A 22,201-nucleotide genomic window follows, 5' to 3' on the forward strand; every position below is an offset into this window, starting at 1 on the left:
ATAATAATAAAACCCGATGTGAAAACATCGGGTTTTATTATTTATGAATAAGAAAGAAGAGTCTTTATTTTTTTTCTGGTCTAAATATGAATGCATTAGGGAATTTGGTGTGTACCTCTTTTAATGCTCTGTCAGCTTCAAGTCTTGTGCGATAGTTTCCCATCCATACTTTATAATTAGGTGTTTCCCATTGGATCGACGAGCTCCATTTCGGAAAAGCTTCTTTTGAAGCTCTTATTATTTCATTTGCCTTATTTAAATTACCATAATATAGCTGAATCTTATAGCGGTCACTAAATTCTCCATCTTTTTCCATCTTAGATTTTATGTCAAGAAGCATTTTTATTCGTGGATCTTGATTGATAGTTACAGACGCTTCTGGTTGTGGTAATATATTTACAGGTACAAAATCAGGCTGATTTGGAGTTCCAGGAGTGATATTTGTGGTCTCCTGAGCGGTTAAAGTGCTGGTAATTATAAGGTAAAAACCAAACAGAAAAATATGGTTTGTGGTGTTTAACATTCTCATTACAAATTGATTTGATGCAAAGGTAAAGTTTAATAACTCAAAATCATTAAAAAATATTATTTAGAATTGTTATAAATTAACAGTTAACGGTTCTCTAACATTTCCAAAATCGACTAATTATAGTACTTTTGTCGTCGAATTAAAAGTGCCGGTTTTATATCTTTTTTAAGATATTAATGAAAAAACCATACCAAAATTAAGACGATAATTCTACTTGATAATATGAAACAGGTGAAACACCGAAATTCAGCCTCTAAAATCCTAATCCTAGGAACTGTTTTTTTATTTACTTTTTTTAACCCTGTCTTTGGGCAGGATGAAGCGGCTGTTGATAACGCTGCTGTAACTGAAGCTTCGTCTGGAGGAGATGTAGCTAAGGGAGAAGAGTTGTTTAAATCACTTTGTGCAGCTTGTCATAAGCGTTATAAAAAAGCAGTTGGTCCTGCTCTTTTTGGAGTTGCTGATAAGTATGACAAAGCATGGTTATATTCATGGATAAAGAATAGTGCAGCTATGGTCGCTTCTGGTGATGCTCAAGCTGTTGCTATTTTTGAAGAGTATAATAAGACTGCAATGAATGCTTTTCCGCAGTTAACAGATGGTGATATTGATAATATTTTGGCTTATGTAATGGAGCCTAAGGCTGATCCGCCACCACAAACTATAGGAAAGGAAACTGAGACTACAGGAGGAGGTGTTTCTTCTAATGTGATTTTAGCAATATTGGCATTAGTGTTTTTGATGCTGGTTGTGGTTTTATTCCTTGTTAATAAAACATTAAGAAGCTTTGCAGAGGCTAATAATGTAGAGTTGCCACAAGCAGAGGAAAGAACTCCAATCTGGAAAGCATTTATTCAAAACCAATTCTTGGTTATGGTTACTGCTATTTTCTTGTTGCTTGCGAGTGGTTACTTTGTATATGGATACTTTATGCAGATAGGAGTTGATCAAGGATATCAACCTGTTCAACCCATACACTATTCTCATAAAATTCACGCGGGTGATAATAAGATAGAATGTAAATATTGTCACTCTTCTGCAAGAGTTAGTAAAACATCGGGAATTCCTTCTCTTAATGTTTGTATGAACTGTCATAAGTCTATTAGTGAGGTAGCTGATGCTACTGCGACAGAAGAATACTCTAAAGAATTTTATGATGGTGAGATTCAAAAATTATACAAAGCAGTAGGTTGGGATACTGATACACAAGCATATACTGGTGACACTAAGCCTGTAAAATGGGTTCGTATTCATAACCTTCCTGATTTTGCATACTTTAATCACTCTCAGCACGTAAGTGTTGCAGGAGTAGAATGCCAGACATGTCACGGTCCGGTAGAGGAAATGGAAATTATGTATCAGCATGCTCCGCTTACTATGGGGTGGTGTATTAATTGTCATAGAGAGACCAATGTAAAAGTTGCTGATAATAAGTATTATGAGAAAATTCATAAAGAACTTTCTAAAAAATATGGTGTTGATCAATTGACAGCTGCTCAAATGGGTGGTCTGGAATGTGGTAAATGTCATTATTAATAATAAAACAATTGTTTTTCGTAAACGGAAGAATAGTAAGAAGCTAATATCAATTATATATGTCATCAAACAAGAAATACTGGAAAAGTGTTGAAGAGCTAAACGAAAATAGCTCTATTGTTGAGGCGCTACAACAAAACGAATTCGTTAAGGAGATTCCTACGGATGAGTTTTTAGGTGATAAGTCATCATTAGAAAATTCATCGACTTCTCGTCGTGATTTTCTTAAATATGTAGGTTTTAGTACAGCTGCTGCTTCATTAGCAGCATGTGAAGGCCCTGTTAAAAAATCAATACCTTACGTAGTACAGCCAGATAGAATAGTGCCTGGAGTTGCTAACTATTATGCTACTACAATAGCAGATGGGTATGATTTTGCTAGTGTTTTAATAAAAACCAGAGAAGGTCGACCTATTAAAGTAGAAAATAATAATCTAGCAACATCTAATGGTGATGCAAATGCTAGAGTTCACGCTTCAGTATTATCATTATATGATAGTTCTCGTCTTCAAGGACCTAAAAAAGGGACAGAAGATATTAGTTGGGATGAGCTGGATAAAGAAATAGGCACCAAGTTAAATAGCCTTGGAGGTAAGCAAATTGTTTTATTAACTCAAACATATGCCAGTCCATCTACATCAAAATTGATTTCAGAATTTAGGGCAAAATATCAAAACGTTAAACACGTAGTATACGATGCTATTTCTAACAGTGAGGCTTTGGATGCATATCAAATGATGTATGGAGAAAGAGCTCTTGCAGATTATGATTTTTCTAAGGCAAATACAGTAGTAAGTATTGGTGCTGACTTTTTGGGAGATTGGCAAGGAGGAGGATATGATAGCGGTTATGCTAAAGGACGTATTCCGAAAAACGGAAAAATGTCTAAGCATACCCACTTTGAGGCAAATATGTCTTTAACTGGAGCTAATGCAGATAGAAGAATACAAGCTACTCCGTCACAACAAAAACAAGTGCTTGCTGCACTATACAAATATGTAACGGGATCTGGTTCTAAAGGAGCTTTAGATTCTAAACTGGATGCAGAAGTAGTTAAAGCTGCTAAGCAGATTCAAAAAGCGGGAAGCAATGCTATAGTAGTTACAGGGATTCAGGATGTTGATGCACAATTAGTAGTTTTAGAAATTAATAAAGCAATACAGAGTAAAGCTTTTAATAAAAATACTCCGCGTACAATACGTCAAGGAGATGCTAAAGCAGTTGCTCAATTGGTAAAAGATATGAATGCAGGACGCGTTGGTGGTTTGCTAATTGCTGGTGTTAATCCGGTATATTCATTACCAAATGCAAATGAATTTAAAAGTGGTCTTGAAAAAGTAGATATATCTGTAGCATTTAGTATGCATAATGATGCTACGGCTGAGTTGTGTAACTATATTGCAACAACACCTCACTATTTAGAATCTTGGGGAGATGTTGAGTTAAAAAAAGGAAGCTACAGCTTAATACAACCAACTATTCGACCATTATTTGATGCAAGACAGTTTCAAGAAACATTATTAAAATGGACAGGTAATTCATCTACCTACCTTGATTATATAAAAAGTGCATGGACGGGTATTCTTGGAGGTACTTCCTGGAATCAAGCTCTTCATGATGGGGTATTGGTAAAACCAACACTTCCAAAACAAGAATTAGTAGATGCACTTGAAGCACCAGAAGGAGATGTGGCTGATATAGAAGCTGCTCCAGTGCCAACTTCGGCAGGACCAGATGTTGGTGCTGCATCGAGAAGACTTTCTGTTTCGAAATCAAATGGAATAGAACTTACATTATATACAAAAATAGCATTAGGAGATGGTCAACAGGCTAATAACCCTTGGCTACAAGAAATGCCTGATCCTATTACCAGAGCATCTTGGGATAATTACTTAACAGTTTCTAGAGCAGATGCTGCCGAGCTAGGATTAGCCAACGAAAATGTTGCAAATGGAGCCTTAAATGGGAGCTATGCAAAAGTAATGGTAGGAGAAGCTGAAGTTATTGTTCCGGTAATTATTCAACCAGGACAAGCCAAAGGTTCTGTTGGATTGGCTTTAGGGTATGGTAAGTCTAAAGGGCTTAAAAAAGATATGATAGTAGGAATAAATGCCTACCCTTTATATCAAAACCTTAATGCAGTACAAAACGTTTCAATTACGGCTGCAGAAGGAGTGCATGAGTTTGCTTGTGTACAATTACATAATACATTAATGGGTCGTGGCGATATTGTAAAAGAAACGACTCTCGAAATATTCAATACAAAAGATAAGCACGATTGGAACGCAATTCCTGAAGTGAGTAAAAATCATATAGAATATGAAGTTACTTCTCCAGAAGTTGATCTTTGGGATGAATTTGATCGTTCTGTAGGACATCATTTTAATCTTTCAATAGATTTAAATGCTTGTACAGGATGTGGTGCTTGTGTGATTGCATGTCATGCAGAGAATAATGTACCTGTTGTAGGTAAGTCAGAAATACGTAGATCTCGTGATATGCACTGGTTACGTATTGATCGTTACTATTCTTCTCAAGATAGTTTTGAAGGAGATAACAATAAGAAAGATGCAATAGCAGGTTTAGGAAGTTCCTTATCAGAGTTTGGTGAGATGGAAAATCCATCAGATAATCCTCAGGTAGTATTCCAACCAGTAATGTGTCAGCACTGTAACCATGCTCCATGTGAGACCGTGTGCCCTGTTGCTGCTACATCACATGGTAGACAAGGACAAAACCATATGGCATATAACCGTTGTGTGGGTACAAGATACTGTGCTAACAACTGTCCGTATAAAGTACGTAGGTTTAACTGGTTCTTGTATAACAACAATGATGAGTTTGATTATCACATGAATAATGATTTAGGTAGAATGGTACTTAATCCTGATGTTACTGTACGTTCTAGAGGGGTTATGGAAAAATGTTCTATGTGTATTCAAATGACGCAAAAAACTATTTTGGATGCAAAACGAGATGGTAGAGAAGTTAAGGATGGAGAATTCCAAACAGCTTGTTCTGCAGCTTGTTCATCAGGTGCTATGGTATTTGGTGATGTCAATGATAAAGATAGTGAAGTAGCTAAACTTAAAGAGGATGATCGTATGTATCACTTACTAGAGCATGTTGGGACTAAGCCTAACGTTATGTATCATACCAAAGTAAGAAATACTACGGAAGCTTAATTAACTAATTAAAGAATCAATTCAATTATAAAGGATTATGTCTCATTACGAAGCACCTATAAGAAAACCTTTAGTAACCGGTGATAAAACATACCATGATGTAACTTTGGATGTAGCAGCGGCGGTAGAAGGAAAAGCAAATAAATCTTGGTGGATTGTCTTTTCTATTTCACTTATTGCTTTCCTTTGGGGGATAGGGTGTATTATTTACACAATATCTACAGGGATAGGAACCTGGGGATTAAACAAAACAGTAGGATGGGCTTGGGATATCACCAACTTTGTTTGGTGGGTAGGTATCGGTCACGCCGGAACCTTGATTTCAGCAGTACTACTGTTATTTCGTCAGAAATGGAGAATGGCAATTAACCGTTCTGCAGAAGCGATGACGATTTTTGCCGTTATTCAAGCAGGATTATTCCCGATTATTCACATGGGACGTCCTTGGTTGGCATATTGGGTATTACCAATACCAAACCAGTTTGGATCACTATGGGTAAATTTTAACTCACCATTACTATGGGATGTATTTGCAATCTCTACGTACCTTTCTGTATCACTGGTATTCTGGTGGACTGGATTGCTACCAGATTTTGCAATGATTAGAGACCGAGCGATAACTCCATTTACAAAAAAAATATATGGCCTTCTATCTTTTGGATGGAGTGGAAGAGCAAAAGACTGGCAACGTTTTGAAGAAGTATCTTTAGTACTTGCAGGTTTAGCTACACCATTAGTACTTTCTGTACATACCATTGTATCATTTGATTTTGCTACCTCGGTAATCCCGGGATGGCATACCACGATATTTCCACCATATTTTGTGGCTGGAGCCGTTTTCTCTGGATTCGCTATGGTGAATACGCTGCTTATTATAATGAGAAAAGTATCAAACCTAGAAAACTATATCACCATTTTACATATAGAATTGATGAATATTGTTATCATGATTACTGGTTCTATTGTTGGTGTTGCCTATATAACAGAGCTATTTGTAGCCTGGTATTCTGGAGTTGAATACGAACAATATGCGTTCCTTAACAGAGCAACAGGGCCATATTGGTGGGCATATTGGGCGATGATGACATGTAACGTGTTCTCACCTCAGTTTATGTGGTTCCCAAAATTAAGAAGAAGTATAATGTTCTCTTTCTTTATCTCTATTGTAGTAAACATAGGGATGTGGTTTGAACGTTTTGTGATCATTGTAACATCACTTCATAGAGATTATTTACCATCATCATGGACAATGTTCTCTCCTACCTTTGTAGATATAGGAATATTTATAGGAACAATTGGATTCTTCTTTGTCTTATTCTTATTATACTCTCGTACGTTCCCTGTAATAGCACAGGCAGAAGTGAAATCAATTCTGAAATCTTCTGGAGAAAAATATAAAAAACTAAGAGAAGCCGGAAAAGATCACAGAGATGAGTTACCTAAAGGTAAAGCAGAAGTGGTGAAAGAAAAATCCGCAAAGAAAAAGACCAAAACCAAAGTAGAAGCAAGTGAAGAAGATATCAATAGTCTATTGGGGAACCTGGGGACATTTGATCCGTCAACACAAACTGCTGATGATCTTAAAAAAGTTAACGGTATCGGGCCAGTAATGGAAAAGAAACTTAATGAGATCGGAATATTTACTTTTGACCAAGTAAGTAAAATGACTGAAACTGAATACGATTTATTAGATAATATCACTGGATCTTTCCCTGGTAGAGCACAACGCGATGATTGGGCTGGTCAGGCAGAAAAACTTAAAAATAACTAGAAGTATGGCATCAAAAGTTATACATGCATTATATATAGACGACGATATCCTGATGGATGCTGTCAAGAAAGTTCGTGCAGAGCATTATCATATCGAAGAGGTATATACTCCTTTTCCAGTTCATGGACTAGATAAAGCGATGGGGTTACCTCATACACGATTAGCAATTACATCCTTTATGTATGGTTGTGTTGGACTAACAGTTGCAATTTTGATGATGAATTATATCATGATCGAAGATTGGCCTCAAGATATTGGGGGTAAGCCTAGCTTTAGCTATATCGAAAATATGCCAGCATTTGTTCCGATTATGTTTGAGCTTACCGTGTTCTTTGCAGCCCATTTAATGGTGATTACTTTTTATATGAGAAGTAAATTATGGCCATTTAAAAAAGCCGAAAATCCTGATGTAAGAACTACAGATGATCATTTCTTAATGGAAGTAGATGCAGGAAATCACGATGTTGATCAACTTGCTAGCTTTTTGGGTGATACCGGAGCAGTAGAAATTAAAGTAATAGATAAGGAAGAAGATAACCATTAGTAATAATGAAGAATACTATAAAAATATTAGCAGTGGCAGTAGTGATGATTTGCGTTGTTTCTTGTAAAAAAGATTCAAAACCTAATTATCAATTTATGCCTAATATGTATGAACCTATAAGTTATGAAACTTATGGTGACTACGGTATTTTTCCTGACGGTCAGGAAGCCATGTTACCTGCCGAAGGCTCAATACCAAGAGGATGGATGCCATATGATTTTGAGAATTCACAAGAAGGTTATTTACTTGCTAAGGACACTTTAAAGAATCCAATTCGATATACAAAAGAAAATGAAGATGCCGGAAAAGAATTGTATGACATCTATTGTGCAATTTGCCATGGAGGAAAAGGAGATGGAAAAGGACCTTTGGTACAAAGAGAAAAGATTTTAGGAGTTCCAAGTTATGATGATATTGGTAGAGCAATTACAGAAGGAAGTATTTATCATGTAATGTATTACGGAATCAACTCTATGGGATCGTATGCATCTCAAACTAATGAGCATGAACGTTGGCAGATTGTTCAATATGTACAAAAATTAAAGGCTGACCTCGAAGGGAAAACCCCTCGAATAGATACAGATGCTATTCCTGCTGTTGTAGAGACAAAAGTAGAAGAACAGCATGAATCAACAGAAGATCATAGTAACGCACACTAGTGCACTAGTAAAAAAGTTAAGAATAACGATATTATAAAGATATGTATACGCTATCAAATAGATTAAGATTATTTTCTATCATCCTTATGGTTGTAGGTCTTGTAGGTCTTATTATTGGATTTGGACAAAGACCTGGATCTGTAGAAGAGGTAAAAGAAATGATGGCAGCGCACGACGCTCATGGAGGTGGTCATGGTGAATCACAAGTAGCAGAGAGCAGTCATGGTAAAGGACACGGAGAAGAAGATGCTCATGGAGGAGATGCACACTATGAACATGTATTACACCAATTACAAAATAAGCCTTGGGCTTCATTGTATGTAGCAGCATTCTTCTTTTTTATGATAGCACTTGGAGTATTGGCATTTTATGCAATACAATTTGCATCACAGGCAGGGTGGTCTCCAGTACTTTTTAGAGTAATGGAAGCGATAACAGCATATTTGGTGCCAGGAGGAATTATCCTTTTGGTAATTTTAGCATTATCAGGATTCCATGTTAATCACTTATTTGTATGGGCAGATCCAGAAGTTGTAGCTCATGATGCATTAATCCAAGGAAAATCTGGCTGGTTAAATAGTTGGGGGTTCATTATCAGAGCTGTTATCTTTTTAGGAGGATGGTTACTATATCGTCATTTCGCTGTTAAATATTCAAGAAAACAGGACGAAGATACAGAAGGGAATAAGTGGTATAAAAAGAGCTTTAAGATATCTGCAGGATTCTTAGTGTTTTTTATCTATACAGAATCTATGGCATCTTGGGATTGGATTATGAGTTTTGATCCACACTGGTTCAGTACCTTATTTGGATGGTATGTATTTGCAAGTTTATTTGTTTCTGGTATTACTACGATCGCTTTGATAAGTATTTACCTAAAATCTAAAGGATATTTAGAATTTGTAAATAATAGCCATATTCATGACCTGGCTAAGTTTATGTTTGGGATCAGTATCTTCTGGACATATCTTTGGTTCTCTCAGTTTATGTTGATATGGTATTCTAATATACCAGAAGAGGTGACTTATTTTATTACTCGTATTGAGGATTATAAACTTCCATTTTTTGGAATGTTAGTAATGAATTTTATTTTCCCAATATTGGTATTAATGAATAGTGATTTTAAACGTGTAAACTGGTTTGTTGTAATGGCAGGTATTGTTATTCTTTGTGGTCATTATATCGATGTTTATAACATGGTAATGCCTGCAACAGTTGGCGAATCATGGTTTATAGGTATTAGTGAAATAAGTGCTGTGTCATTGTTTTTAGGACTATTTTTATTCGTAGTCTTTAGAGCATTAACAAAAGCTCCATTATTGCCTAAAGGAAACCCTTATATAGAGGAAAGTAAACATTTCCATTATTAAAATTTGAATTGTAAAAAAAGAAGATAGATAAAAATGACTGTATTCTTAACCTTAGTAGTTATAGCACTTTTTGGAATCACGTTGTGGCAAATGTCAAAGATATTGAAATTGTCTCAAGCTAAAACAGATAACTCTCAAGTAGCAAACGACAAAGACAATAATTTACAAGGTAAGCTTATGCTTGCATTTGTAATATTTCTTTATCTGCTTACCATATATTGTTTTGTACAATATGACTCATATTTTCTTCCAGAATCAGCTTCTGAGCACGGTGTTGATTATGATAGATTAATGTTGATCTCGATGGTATTGATTATGATTGTACAGATCCTTACACAGGGATTGTTACATTTCTTTTCATATAAGTATCGAGGTAAAAAAGAAAATAAAGCATTATTCTTTGCTGATAATGATAAATTAGAATTTATCTGGACCATTATACCGGTTATTGTACTCGCTGGATTAATTATATATGGATTGTTTACATGGACCGATATCATGAATATTGATGAAGAAGATGGAGATCCATTAATTGTTGAGTTATACGCGTATCAATTTGACTGGCGTGCTCGATACTCTGGAGAGGATAATGAATTAGGTAAAGCTAATGTTCGTTATATAGAAGGAATCAACACCTTAGGTCTAGATGTGTCCGATACCTACGGAAAGGATGATAAAATTACTAACGAATTACATTTACCTGTAAATAGAAAGGTTATTTTTAAAATGCGCTCTCAGGATGTATTACATTCTGCATACATGCCATTTTTTAGAGCACAGATGAATGTTGTACCGGGTATGATTACAGAGTTTGCTTATACACCAACTGTTACTTCTGAAGAAATGAGAAACAGTGAGTTTATGGTAGAGAAAGTAACTACGATTAATAAAATCAGAAGAGAAAAAAGCAAGAAACTGGTAGCTGCAGGAGATGAAGCTTTAGAAGAATATACATTCGAATACTATTTGTTGTGTAATAAGATATGTGGAGTATCGCATTATAATATGCAAATGAAGATTATAGTAGAATCTGAAGAAGATTATAAGGCATGGTTAAAAACACAGCCTACCTTTGGAGAGCAATTATCAGCCCAAGCAAGCAACTAAGAAAGAAGAAAATTAATATATTATATTAAAAAGAAATAGCGTTATGTCAGTAACTCAAGGAGATAACCACGATCACGATCACGACGATCACGGACATCATAAAGAAACATTTATTACCAAATATATTTTTAGTCAGGATCACAAGATGATCTCTAAGCAGTACTTGATTACTGGTTTGATTATGGGTATTATTGGTATTGCAATGTCTTTATTGTTTAGAATGCAATTGGCATGGCCAGACCACCAATTTACTATTTATGAAATTTTATTAGGTAAATTTGGTGAGGATGGAGTTATGGATCCGGGGATATACCTGGCTTTGGTAACAATACATGGTACTATAATGGTATTTTTTGTGTTGACAGCAGGATTGAGTGGAACCTTTAGTAACCTTCTTATTCCATTACAGATTGGAGCTCGTGATATGGCCTCTGGATTCTTAAATATGATATCATACTGGTTATTCTTTTTAAGTAGTGTTATTATGGTATTGTCGTTATTTGCAGAAGCAGGACCCGCATCTGCAGGATGGACAATTTACCCTCCGCTAAGTGCATTACCACAAGCTATAGGAGGTTCAGGAACAGGGATGACATTATGGTTAGTTTCTATGGCGATATTTATTGCCTCTTCTTTACTCGGTTCTTTGAATTATGTAGTAACAGTAATCAACTTACGAACCAAAGGAATGTCAATGACTCGTTTACCTTTGACCATATGGGCATTCTTCGTAACAGCTATAATTGGTATTGTTTCGTTTCCGGTATTATTATCAGCAGCATTACTGTTAATTATGGATAGAAGTTTTGGTACTTCTTTCTATTTAAGTGATATTTATATACAAGGAGAAGTACTGCATAACCAAGGTGGTTCGCCAGTTCTTTTTGAACATTTATTCTGGTTCTTAGGACACCCAGAAGTATATATTGTATTACTACCTGCTTTAGGTATTACCTCAGAGATTATAGCTACAAATGCCCGTAAACCTATATTTGGATATCGTGCGATGGTTGCTTCTATTTTAGCAATTGCATTCTTATCTACAATTGTTTGGGGTCACCATATGTTTGTATCTGGTATGAATCCTTTCTTAGGTTCTGTATTTACATTTACAACTTTATTGATTGCTATCCCTTCAGCAGTAAAAGCATTTAATTATATTACCACCCTATGGAAAGGTAACCTGCAGTTTAATCCTGCAATGTTATTCTCAATAGGATTAGTATCAACATTTATTACAGGAGGTCTTACAGGAATTATCCTTGGAGATAGCACATTAGATATTAATGTTCATGATACTTATTTTGTAGTAGCACATTTTCACCTGGTGATGGGAATTTCAGCACTATATGGATTATTCGCAGGAGTATACCATTGGTTCCCTAAGATGTATGGTAAGATGATGAATAAGAACTTAGGATATGTGCATTTTTGGGTTACTGCTATCGGAGCATATGGAGTATTCTTTCCAATGCACTTTGTAGGAATGGCAGGATTACCAAGACGTTACTATACCAATTCTAATTTCCCATATTTTGATGACTTAACAGATACTAATGTATTGATTACAGCTTTTGCTTTTTTAGCAGCTGCAGGACAGTTAGTCTTCTTGTATAATTTTATAAGCTCTATTTTCTACGGAAAGAAGGCAGTTCAGAACCCATGGAAATCGAATACTTTAGAATGGACTACACCAGTGGAGCATATGCATGGTAACTGGCCAGGAGAAATTCCTCATGTACACAGATGGCCTTATGACTATAGTAAGACAAATGAAAATGGAGAATATGTAATTGCAGGGCAGGATTTTGTCTCTCAGATTATTCCATTACAAGAAGGAGAAGAAGAAATGCATCATTAATCTGATGTTTATAAGATATAAAAAAGCCTTTTCATGAAAATGAAAAGGCTTTTTCTTTTCTGATTAATTAACTGGTATTCGAAGTTGATCGGGAACTCTTTTTATTATATTTGTTAATGACGCTCTGGTGTTATATCAATTAAACCAGGATTTAAATAGTAGTAGTAAACTTAATACCGATATAAAGCTATCGGATCGATGATAATGAGATTTTATAAATGAACGAAAACCTTGATCCAACAAACGAAAATTTTTCTAACGAAGATCTGGATATCGAAAGAGCATTACGGCCTCTTGCCTTTGATGATTTTGCTGGTCAGGATCAGGTTCTTGAGAATTTAGAGATTTTTGTTCAGGCAGCAAATTTGAGAGATGAAGCTCTTGATCATACTCTTTTTCATGGCCCTCCCGGTTTAGGGAAAACCACATTAGCCCATATTCTTGCCAACGAATTAGGAGTTGGAATTAAAGTTACTTCGGGACCGGTTTTGGATAAACCCGGAGATCTGGCGGGGCTATTAACAAATCTGGATGATAGAGATGTATTGTTTATAGACGAGATTCACAGATTAAGCCCTATAGTAGAAGAATATTTGTATTCTGCAATGGAAGACTATAAGATCGATATTATGATCGAGAGCGGTCCTAATGCACGTACAGTTCAAATTAATTTGAATCCATTTACTCTGGTTGGAGCCACAACACGCTCAGGATTATTAACGGCACCTATGAGAGCTCGTTTTGGGATTCAGTCCCGATTACAATATTACACGACAGAACTCTTGTCTACCATAGTACAGCGTAGTGCCCATATACTTAATGTTCCAATTTCTATGGAAGCCGCTATCGAAATAGCAGGTAGGAGTAGAGGAACACCTAGAATAGCTAATGCTTTATTGCGTAGAGTGCGTGATTTTGCACAAATTAAAGGAAATGGAAAGATAGATATTGAAATCTCAAAATTCGCCTTAAAAGCACTTAATGTAGATGCTCATGGCTTAGATGAGATGGATAATAAAATATTATTGACTTTGATTGATAAATTTAAAGGAGGCCCAGTAGGATTAACTACAATAGCAACTGCAGTTAGTGAAAGCCCAGAGACTATAGAAGAGGTATACGAGCCTTTCCTGATTCAGCAAGGGTTTATTATGCGTACACCACGAGGTAGAGAAGTAACAGAAGCGGCCTATAAACACCTGGGAAGAGTAAAAGGAGGAATTCAAGGAGGATTATTTTAATAATTTTTTATCGAACATAAACGCATCAGTAATGAACACTTCATTAAAATTTGTAATAGTTGTTTTATCGATGACCATAATTTCGTGTCAAAAAGAAACAAAAAAAACTGTAAAAGTATATGAGAGCTTAGAATATAATATCTACATGGGTGATAAACTTGCGGGATATCAAAAAAGTTTTCAAGGAAAAGATGGAGTATACCATTATGTATATGAATTTAATGACAGGGGAAGAGGGCCTCATATTAATGAAAAAGTTATTCTTAATGATAATGATGTAATAATAAATCATGAGATTTATGGACATAATTATCTAAAAGATACTGTTTCAGAGATTTTTGAAGTTAAAGAAGGAACTGCAAAATGGAAAAGTAGTTCAGAGCAAGGTGAAGCCAAGTTTGATAATAACTCGTTCTTTTCAGCAATAAATGGTTCTTTCGGAATAACAGATTTACTTATCAAAAAGTTACTTTCTTCAGAAAATAAAGAAGTAAATCTATTGCCAAGTGGTTCAATAAAAATAACCAATATTGATAACCACAAAATAAATGATTCAACAGAACTTAGGTTGGTAGAATTTACAGGGCAATCTTTTACACCTTCATACACCTGGATTGATAAAAATGACAGATTTTTTGGATATGTTTCACCTTGGTTTACGTGTATTCAAAAAGGATATGACAGTATTGCAAAGCAATTACAACCAATTCAAAAACAAAAAGAAGAAGAATATTTAAAAAACTTATCTCCATCATTATTTGAAACTCCTTCCAAAAAAATATTGATCAAAAATGTAGGGGTGTTTAATTCTAAAACCGGAAAAATAGAACCTAATCGATTTATTGTGGTTAACGGAAACAAAATTGAACAAGTTTCAACTACCGTAATTACAGAAAGTGATGATACAATGGTTATTGATGGAACTAATAAAACGTTATTACCAGGATTGTTTGATATGCATACACATATTAGTGAGACTGATGGAGTGATGCAATTGGCAGCAGGAGTAACTTCGGTTAGAGATTTAGGCAATTCTTCGGATTTACCAGAGTTAAAGGAAAATTTTGATGTAAATAAATTGGTTGGCCCAAGAATATTAGTGATGAGCGGGTTTATTGATAAAGCTGGACCATATGCAGGACCTACAGGCTCAATTATAAATACTCTTGAAGAAGGAATACAAGCAATTTCTGACTACCATGACAAAGGGTATACACAAATTAAATTATATAGCTCTATCCCTCCAGAATGGGTAAAACCATTAGCTGATAAAGCACATGAACTGGGGATGAGAGTGAGTGGACATATTCCGGCTTTTATGATTGCGGAGCAGGCTATAAAGAGTGGGTATGATGAAATTCAACATGTCAATATGTTGGCTTTGAATTTTCTTTCAGATACGATTGATACTAGACAACCGCTTCGATTTTCAATGGTAGCAGAGCATAACCATAAATTAGATTTTGAATCAAAGAAGTTTAAGGATTTTATAAGATTACTTAAAGAAAAAAATATAGTGATAGATCCAACAGTTTCTATTTTTGATGGTATGTTTACCGTAAAAGCAGGAGAAGCAGATCCTTCTTTTGCTAAAATTTTGGATAGATTACCACTAAGTGTTCAAAGAGGATATTATTCTGGAGGACTTCCTATTCCTGATGGAAAAAAAGATCAATATAAAGCCTCTTATGATAAATTACTGGGCATTGTAAAACAACTTTATGATAATGGAGTTACGATTGTGCCAGGAACAGATTCAATGGCAGGATTTGGACTTCATGCCGAAATGGAAAATTATGTAAAAGCAGGAATTCCAACCTCTGAAGTTTTAAAAATAGCAACTTTGAATTCTGCAAAAATTGCTGGAGTAAATGATAACTTAGGATCGATTGAAGAAGGTAAATTAGCAGATCTAATATTGGTCGATGGCAATCCAGTTAATGATATTAGTGATATCAGAAAGGTAGAGCTTACCATAAAAAATGGAAATATTTATAATCCAGAAAAATTATATGAAGCTATTGGAGTGAAACATTTTAAATAAATAAGAGATAAGAAATTCACATGCTAGATAGACGAATTCCCATAGTCTCTTTTTTTAGAGTTCTTAATAACGCAAGTCGTATTCTTAAAAATCCACTTCCTTTTCACCATGAAAATTTTGAAAAACATGGTGACACTTTTAAAGTTCAATTAGGATTTGGTAAAACCGCTATTTTTACTCGTGATGCTGGTTTTGCTAAACATATGTTGCAAAAACAACATAGACGATATAGTAAATCCGAATTACAAACGAAAGATCTGGCAAAGTATGTAGGAGAAGGATTATTAACTTCTACAGGAGAAAAATGGCTAAAACAAAGACGTTTAATTCAACCTGCTTTTCATAAAAAGAAGCTGGAATCCTTGATAAATACGATTAAAGAGGTAATAGAAGAGGAATTTCTTAAAATCCCTTCTAATGCAACGATTGATATTTTTCCTGTAATGAGTGATTTGGCTTTTAAAGTAGTCGCCAAGTCATTATTTGGCTATACAGATACACAAGGAGATACTATTTCACGATTGCAATATATAACCGAAGCTGCGCAGAAATCATTAGTACAGGAAATAAGACAGCCTTATAAACGATGGTGGTTTTATTTGAGTGGAAAAATTAAGAATACACTCAAGCTAACTCAGGAAGCAAGAGATATTCTTAATACAATTATAGAAGAAAGAAGAAACTCTAATAAAGTGTATAATGACCTGTTAGATATGTTGCTAACATCCAAATATGATGATGGTAGTGTGATGGATAATGAACAGTTGATAGATGAAATTCTAATTCTGTTTGTAGCAGGTCATGAAACTACATCTAACGCATTAACTTTTACAGCTGTATTGCTGGCGCTTCATCCAGAGATTCAGGAACAAGTGTATAAAGAAGTTTCTGAAACTCCAGATGATATATCACCAATGGAACAGATAGCAAAATTTCGATATACAAAACAGTGTATTGAAGAAGCAATGCGGTTATACCCACCAGCTTATTTTTCGGATCGCGTGGCCATAGAAGATGATAATTATCAGGATTTGAAACTAAAAAAAGGAACAACTATCCTGGTTTCTTTTTTTGAAATCCATAGACATAAAGGTTTTTGGAAAAACCCTTCTGCATTTGATCCCGATCGATTTCATTTCGACATAGATAAAAAAGAATATTCTGATTGGTATTTCCCTTTTGGATCAGGACCCAGAATGTGTATTGGTAATAATTTTGCGATGTATGAAATGATTTTGGCTATAAGTACTTTGGTAGGGAAGTATAAAATAAGTACTGATCTTCATAAAGTCGATATTAAACCATTGATTACCTTAAAGCCCGAAAACGCAATGCTTACATTTGTCAATAGATAAGTATATTGTAGTTTATATCTTTAGTTTTATATTTAAGCTAAACTTTTACCTTATACCAATTTGATTATTTAATGACGTATTAAATGAAGAAATTAATGATCTTTCATTTATGTTTTTTGATAAGCTCATCTGTATTTTCGCTACAAGAAGATGAAGCATATCAAAAAGGGGTTGTGGCTTATACTCATTATAATTATAAAGAAGCATTACTTCATTTTAAGCTTGCTTCAAGCTATTTTTTAGAGAAAAATGATATTAGAAGCTATCTAAAATCACAAATGTATATTTCTAATATCGAAATTTATAAAAATAATTTTCCTTCTGCATTAGAAACAATTAATATTTCTATTAAAAACTATACGTCTTCAACAATAAAAAACGATAGTCTATGGGGTGAGTTAATGAACACAAAAGCTGTAATTCATAGAAAAGATGGTTTAACTACAAAAGCATTACAGATAAGCGATGAAATTTTAAAAGAACAATTAAAGAAATCAACTTTACCTAAATATAATCTTGTAAGAACATATACCGTACGAAGTAACATTTTATGGACTATAGGTCGATTTGATGAAGCGATACAATTGATAAAGAAAACATTAAATCTTTCTGAGTATTCGATTTCAGATCTAAATAGAGCAGAATTATTAAATAATTTGGGAAGCGCCTATTTATTGAAAGGAGATTTTAATAAAGCACATAGTTATTATAATAAAGCGTATGAGCTTAAGTTAGAAAACAAGGCTAATTTATATGATCTGGCAATAACAACTTTTAATATAGGGGTTGTAAATGAAGCCTTGGGAGATTATGATAAAGCTATAGAATTTTATCAAAAATCAGCTGCGTACGATCTTAGAAACCAAGGCGAAGAAGTCGGTTTTATTACAGATATTTATACCGCTATTAGTGGTATTTATGCTAAGAAAAATGATTTAGAAAAAGCAGAAGAGTATATCGATAAGGCTTTAAAAAAAGCGATGATTGTCTATGGAGAGAACCATCTTAATACTGCAAATATAAAAGCTTGGTATGTTAGATGTCTAAAGTTAAAAGGAGAGTATGCAATATCTTTAGATTTTGATAAGAAAGCCTTGAGAGTCAGAGAAAAGTCTTATGGAGTTTATAATTGGTTTCCGATACAGAATCTAACATCAATTGCTGATACTTACGTGAAGCTTGCCGACTATGTAGAAGCCGAAAAATACTATAAAGAAGCATTACGAAGAAGTAAAAAAATGGATTCTAAGTTTCAGGAAGCAGAGTGTTACCAGGGTTTGGGCGATATGCATATGAAGCAAAAGAAGTATAGAGAAGCAATAGATTTTTACACTAAGGCATTCATTAATTTTTCGAATCACTTTTATAAAAATCATAGGTATGTCTTAAAAAGTGAGCTATTATTGGCAGAAGCTTTGTTTAAACAAGGAAATCATAAAAAAGCTTTTGCAATAATTCAAAAACATCTTGCCTTGTACACTAAAGGAGAGCATGATTTTCCTTTATTGATAGTAGAAGCGATACATCTTAATAATTGTATCGCTTTAACCCAATATACGAATTCAAAAACAATAAAATCAGTTGAGGAATCGTATAAAAACATGGATTTGATGATCCAAAATATTCGTGAAATCAAAAAGCAATATACGACCGATAGATCTTTGATAAATGTTGGGCGTAAAAATCCAGATTATTTTGATAAAGCAATTGAGATTTGCTATGTTTTGTTTCAAAATACACAACAAAAGAAGTACTTGGAAAAAGCATTTCAGTTTTCAGAAATTAATAGAAATAGTGCATTGGTAAAAGGGATAAAAGATAAACAGTTTAAAAAAATAGCAGGAGTCCCTGATTCTCTATTACAACAGGAGAATATGCTGAAAAGAAAATTGTCCTCTATTAGAACAGCACTACATACTCAAACACATTCATTCAAGATAGATTCTATGATGAGTTTACGATTGAAGTATAGCATGAAGCTTGATGATTTATTACATAAAATTGAAAGAGATTATCCAAGATATTATCAGCTAAAATATGCTGATCACACTATCAAAGTCTCTCAATTACAAAAGGAATATTTGGATATAAATACAACTTTGATTGAGTATTTTGCCGGAGAGGAAAACCTATACATTTTTGCTATAAATAATAACACTATTCACTTTAAGAAGTTTCCAATAATAAAAGATTTGACTAAATCAATTAAGGAACTTAGGAAGCAAATACTTAACCAACAAAACATCAAAGAAAATTCTGAACGAATATTTACAGCTTTGCTGAAAAATTTGAATTTGAAAGAAACTTTGATACTGGTAACAGATAACATACTTAATTATGTTCCATTTGAGGTTTTGCATACTGGAAAAGGATATATGCTTGAAGAGTATGCTATAAGTTATGTGGGGTCTGCAACAGTATTGAAAGCATTAACCGAGAGACCATCAAGAATTACAAAAGAAATGAAATGGCATGGTTTTGCACCAAAATATGAAAATGATAATTCCTTTGCTTCAAGCTATGCTGAAGTTAAGAGTATTTCAAAAATGATGAAAGGTGAAGCGTATTTGGGTAAAGAGGCTTCGGTTAAAAATTTTATTACTGAAGCTGCTAATTCTTCAATATTACATTTGGCTACTCATGCAGAGATTGATAAAAAAAATGCAATGATGAATAAGCTTATATTTTCTGAAAATGGTAATAAGAATATTTTAATGGCATCTGATATTTATGGATTATCAATTCCTTCAGAAATGATTGTGCTTAGTGCTTGTAATACAGGATTCGGAAAATTAGAAAAAGGCGAAGGCGTAATGAGTATGTCCAGAGCTTTTCATTATGCGGGAGCAAAAAGCACAGTAATGAGCTTATGGAAAGTGCCGGATAAAGAAACTTCGGTGATAATGAACTATTTTTATAAAAGCTTGAAAAAAGGATATGCTAAAGATAGAGCATTGCAACAAGCAAAGCTTCAGTATCTCGGTAGTGTAAAAGATAATGCATTAAAACACCCTTTTTATTGGGCCGGATTTGTAGTCTCGGGTAATACAGAGTCTTTGGAGCAGGGTTTTTTACGCTGGTGGATGACGATATTGGTTTTGGTTCCTGTTTTTATTTTTAGAAAAAAACTAATTAAGTTTTTTGAGTAGCTCTTTGGCTTCTTCCTTTTTATATTCACTGTCAGGAATCTTTATTAATAATTCTAATTGCTCTTTGGCTTTGTTAAGCTGATCAACTTTTAGATATGCCATGGCCAGATACCAATGGTTCTTTTCACTAAACGAGTTTTTAATTTCACTTTGTCCTTCCAAAATTATAATTGCTTTTTTAGCCTCATTTAGTTTTAACAAGGCATTTGCCTTATAAAATTGAAGAGTATCGTTTTCTTCAGTTTCTAATACTGTATTGAATGCGTCAAGAGCTTTTTTAAAATTGCCATTTTCATAAGCATTAAAAGCAACAGATATTTTGTTTTTATGTTCATCACTTCTTACCACGGGTTGAAGAATATTCCTGTATGGCTTAAAATAAGTAGCAAATAACTCTTCATTAGACATTGGTTTTTTGGTATTCCAAAAATAGACGGTTCCTAATAGTATAAGAATAGAAGCAGCCGCATACCACCATTTTAAAGTCTTTTTTTTCTTAACATTAGACTCAAGATCAGAAAGCAAATGCCTAAAGTTATCATCATCCTTATGTTCTACTACTTTTTTAAGGTTAGTGTGAAATAGTATTTCATCTCTAAAATTTTGATCAACACTTAATAATGTGTCAAATTCCTGTTGTTCCTCAATTGTTAAGGTACCTTGAATGTATTTTGATATGAGATCCTGGGGTTTCATTGTTTAGGGGGATTAATCATTGCTCTTAATTGCTTAATACATCGGGATTTTTGACTACTCACCACATTAGTATTATCATATCCTTCTTTTTGGGCAATCTCTTCTACTGTTAGTCCTCGATAATAGAACAATATTAACATCTCCTGGCATCGTTTTCCTAATTTATTAAAAAAAGTTCGTAATAGTGTTTGTTCTACAGAAAGATCGACAGGTTCATCAAATGTGATTTTTTCGATGTTATCGTTGGCAATATGAAGTTTTGGTTCTAGTGAAACGGTATTTTTATGCTGTTTATAATGATTGAAAATCATTCGTTTACCGATACCAAATAAATAGGTTTTTAAAGAGCTGTTCACAACTTCCAATTTTCCTTGTATTGCTTGCTTTCTAAGTACTACAAATGCATCTTGATAGATATCGGCCATGGTGTCTTGATCTACACCATATTTTTTTCCAAAATTAAAAAAAGCACTTCTGTGTAAATAATATAATTTACTTATTTCCTTAGGATTACTATGAATTAAAATGTCAATAAGGGATTGATCCACCGAGTATGATTTCTATTCCTCTAAGGTATAAAAAAACATTTTTCTTCCTATAGATGTTAAGATTTGGTTTTTTTCTTCCATAAAGAGTATAAAACATATAAAAGTTAAGAATTATGAATCGCATTTTAAAAAAATTAACGCTTAAGGAAATTACGCTTGAATTCATTCCTTCACTAGGAATATCACTATTAATAGCAGAATCTTTTTACAAATTTGGAAGCTTTGCTTTTGAGTGTATTGCATTTTTAGCAACCTGGTATTTTATGGGTTATGTAATCGATAAACTAAAAATAATTAGTAACGCAATAACCAAAAACAATTAGCATTATGGCAAAAGTGACAAAACCAGCGATAAAAATCAATCCGGTAGTAGTAGGTCAAGTATTTCAACCAATTCAACAACCGGCAGATATAGTTTTAACGAATAGTAAGGTGAAATTACAAGGAGCAAAAATAGAAATCTTTGGATCGGCAAATAATCTGCTCGCCACTTTCGATTCTAAAACATCAAATTTTATAGTACACAAAAGGCTGATGGTTGGAAATCTTGACGTGTTGGATAAATTAAAAGACCTGGAAACGAGAGTGAAAAACCTGGAACCTTAA

At 34.0% G+C, this 22,201-nt stretch carries 17 protein-coding genes; 14 read left to right on the forward strand and 3 right to left on the reverse strand.

The window, feature by feature from the left end; all coding sequences use genetic code 11:
• Window positions 1-64 precede the first annotated feature (64 nt).
• Window positions 65-529: an SPOR domain-containing protein gene (locus DK441_RS15015; RefSeq protein ID WP_160112111.1), complete on the reverse strand. Its 465-nt coding sequence runs from the start codon at window positions 527-529 to the stop codon at window positions 65-67.
• Between the two features lie 222 nt (window positions 530-751).
• On the opposite strand from DK441_RS15015, the gene DK441_RS15020 reads away from it, so the two are divergent.
• From DK441_RS15020 to DK441_RS15075, 12 genes are all read left to right on the forward strand, one after another.
• Window positions 752-2,065 (forward strand): c-type cytochrome, encoded by a 1,314-nt coding sequence (locus DK441_RS15020; protein WP_109851440.1) that lies wholly within the window; start codon window positions 752-754, stop codon window positions 2,063-2,065.
• A 59-nt stretch (window positions 2,066-2,124) separates the two neighbouring features.
• Window positions 2,125-5,250 (forward strand): TAT-variant-translocated molybdopterin oxidoreductase, encoded by a 3,126-nt coding sequence (locus DK441_RS15025; RefSeq protein WP_109851441.1) that lies wholly within the window; start codon window positions 2,125-2,127, stop codon window positions 5,248-5,250.
• 34 nt (window positions 5,251-5,284) lie between these two features.
• Window positions 5,285-7,021 (forward strand): NrfD/PsrC family molybdoenzyme membrane anchor subunit, encoded by a 1,737-nt coding sequence (nrfD, locus tag DK441_RS15030; protein WP_109851442.1) that lies wholly within the window; start codon window positions 5,285-5,287, stop codon window positions 7,019-7,021.
• 4 nt (window positions 7,022-7,025) lie between these two features.
• On the forward strand, window positions 7,026-7,565 hold the full coding sequence (locus DK441_RS15035) for a DUF3341 domain-containing protein (protein ID WP_074409749.1): 540 nt from the start codon (window positions 7,026-7,028) through the stop codon (window positions 7,563-7,565).
• Window positions 7,566-7,570: 5 nt separating this feature from the next.
• On the forward strand, window positions 7,571-8,224 hold the full coding sequence (locus DK441_RS15040) for a cytochrome c (protein WP_109851443.1): 654 nt from the start codon (window positions 7,571-7,573) through the stop codon (window positions 8,222-8,224).
• A gap of 41 nt (window positions 8,225-8,265) precedes the next feature.
• Window positions 8,266-9,594, forward strand: coding sequence for a quinol:cytochrome C oxidoreductase (locus DK441_RS15045; RefSeq protein ID WP_109851444.1), 1,329 nt, complete (start codon window positions 8,266-8,268; stop codon window positions 9,592-9,594).
• 33 nt (window positions 9,595-9,627) lie between these two features.
• Window positions 9,628-10,701 carry a cytochrome c oxidase subunit II gene (locus tag DK441_RS15050; protein WP_074409699.1) on the forward strand — a complete coding sequence of 358 codons (1,074 nt, stop codon included), beginning with the start codon at window positions 9,628-9,630 and terminating at the stop codon, window positions 10,699-10,701.
• Window positions 10,702-10,744: 43 nt separating this feature from the next.
• Complete coding sequence (locus DK441_RS15055; protein ID WP_109851445.1) at window positions 10,745-12,562, forward strand: cbb3-type cytochrome c oxidase subunit I; 1,818 nt, start codon at window positions 10,745-10,747, stop codon at window positions 12,560-12,562.
• A 218-nt stretch (window positions 12,563-12,780) separates the two neighbouring features.
• Window positions 12,781-13,803 (forward strand): Holliday junction branch migration DNA helicase RuvB, encoded by a 1,023-nt coding sequence (ruvB, locus tag DK441_RS15060; protein WP_109851446.1) that lies wholly within the window; start codon window positions 12,781-12,783, stop codon window positions 13,801-13,803.
• 31 nt (window positions 13,804-13,834) lie between these two features.
• Window positions 13,835-15,847: an amidohydrolase family protein gene (locus DK441_RS15065; RefSeq protein ID WP_109851447.1), complete on the forward strand. Its 2,013-nt coding sequence runs from the start codon at window positions 13,835-13,837 to the stop codon at window positions 15,845-15,847.
• A gap of 20 nt (window positions 15,848-15,867) precedes the next feature.
• Complete coding sequence (locus tag DK441_RS15070) at window positions 15,868-17,202, forward strand: cytochrome P450 (RefSeq protein WP_109851448.1); 1,335 nt, start codon at window positions 15,868-15,870, stop codon at window positions 17,200-17,202.
• Between the two features lie 83 nt (window positions 17,203-17,285).
• A complete protein-coding gene (locus DK441_RS15075) occupies window positions 17,286-20,351 on the forward strand; it encodes a CHAT domain-containing protein (protein ID WP_109851449.1) in 3,066 nt (1,021 codons plus the stop codon).
• Here the strand turns inward: DK441_RS15075 and DK441_RS15080 are convergent.
• Both DK441_RS15080 and DK441_RS15085 read right to left on the reverse strand, forming a co-directional pair.
• Window positions 20,331-21,047, reverse strand: a complete 717-nt coding sequence (locus DK441_RS15080; protein WP_109851450.1) for a tol-pal system YbgF family protein — start codon at window positions 21,045-21,047, stop codon at window positions 20,331-20,333. The two genes, DK441_RS15075 and DK441_RS15080, sit on opposite strands and share 21 nt — an antisense overlap.
• A complete protein-coding gene (locus tag DK441_RS15085) occupies window positions 21,044-21,595 on the reverse strand; it encodes an RNA polymerase sigma factor (protein WP_109851451.1) in 552 nt (183 codons plus the stop codon). Before DK441_RS15085 ends, DK441_RS15080 begins: the two co-directional genes overlap by 4 nt.
• 113 nt (window positions 21,596-21,708) lie before the next feature.
• Here DK441_RS15085 and DK441_RS15090 point away from each other — a divergent pair, with 113 nt between their 5' ends.
• Window positions 21,709-21,918 carry a hypothetical protein gene (locus tag DK441_RS15090; RefSeq protein ID WP_109851452.1) on the forward strand — a complete coding sequence of 70 codons (210 nt, stop codon included), beginning with the start codon at window positions 21,709-21,711 and terminating at the stop codon, window positions 21,916-21,918.
• A 4-nt stretch (window positions 21,919-21,922) separates the two neighbouring features.
• Complete coding sequence (locus DK441_RS15095; protein ID WP_074409690.1) at window positions 21,923-22,201, forward strand: hypothetical protein; 279 nt, start codon at window positions 21,923-21,925, stop codon at window positions 22,199-22,201.

Source organism: Aquimarina sp. AU58 (assembly GCF_900312745.1).
GTDB lineage: Bacteria > Bacteroidota > Bacteroidia > Flavobacteriales > Flavobacteriaceae > Aquimarina > Aquimarina spinulae.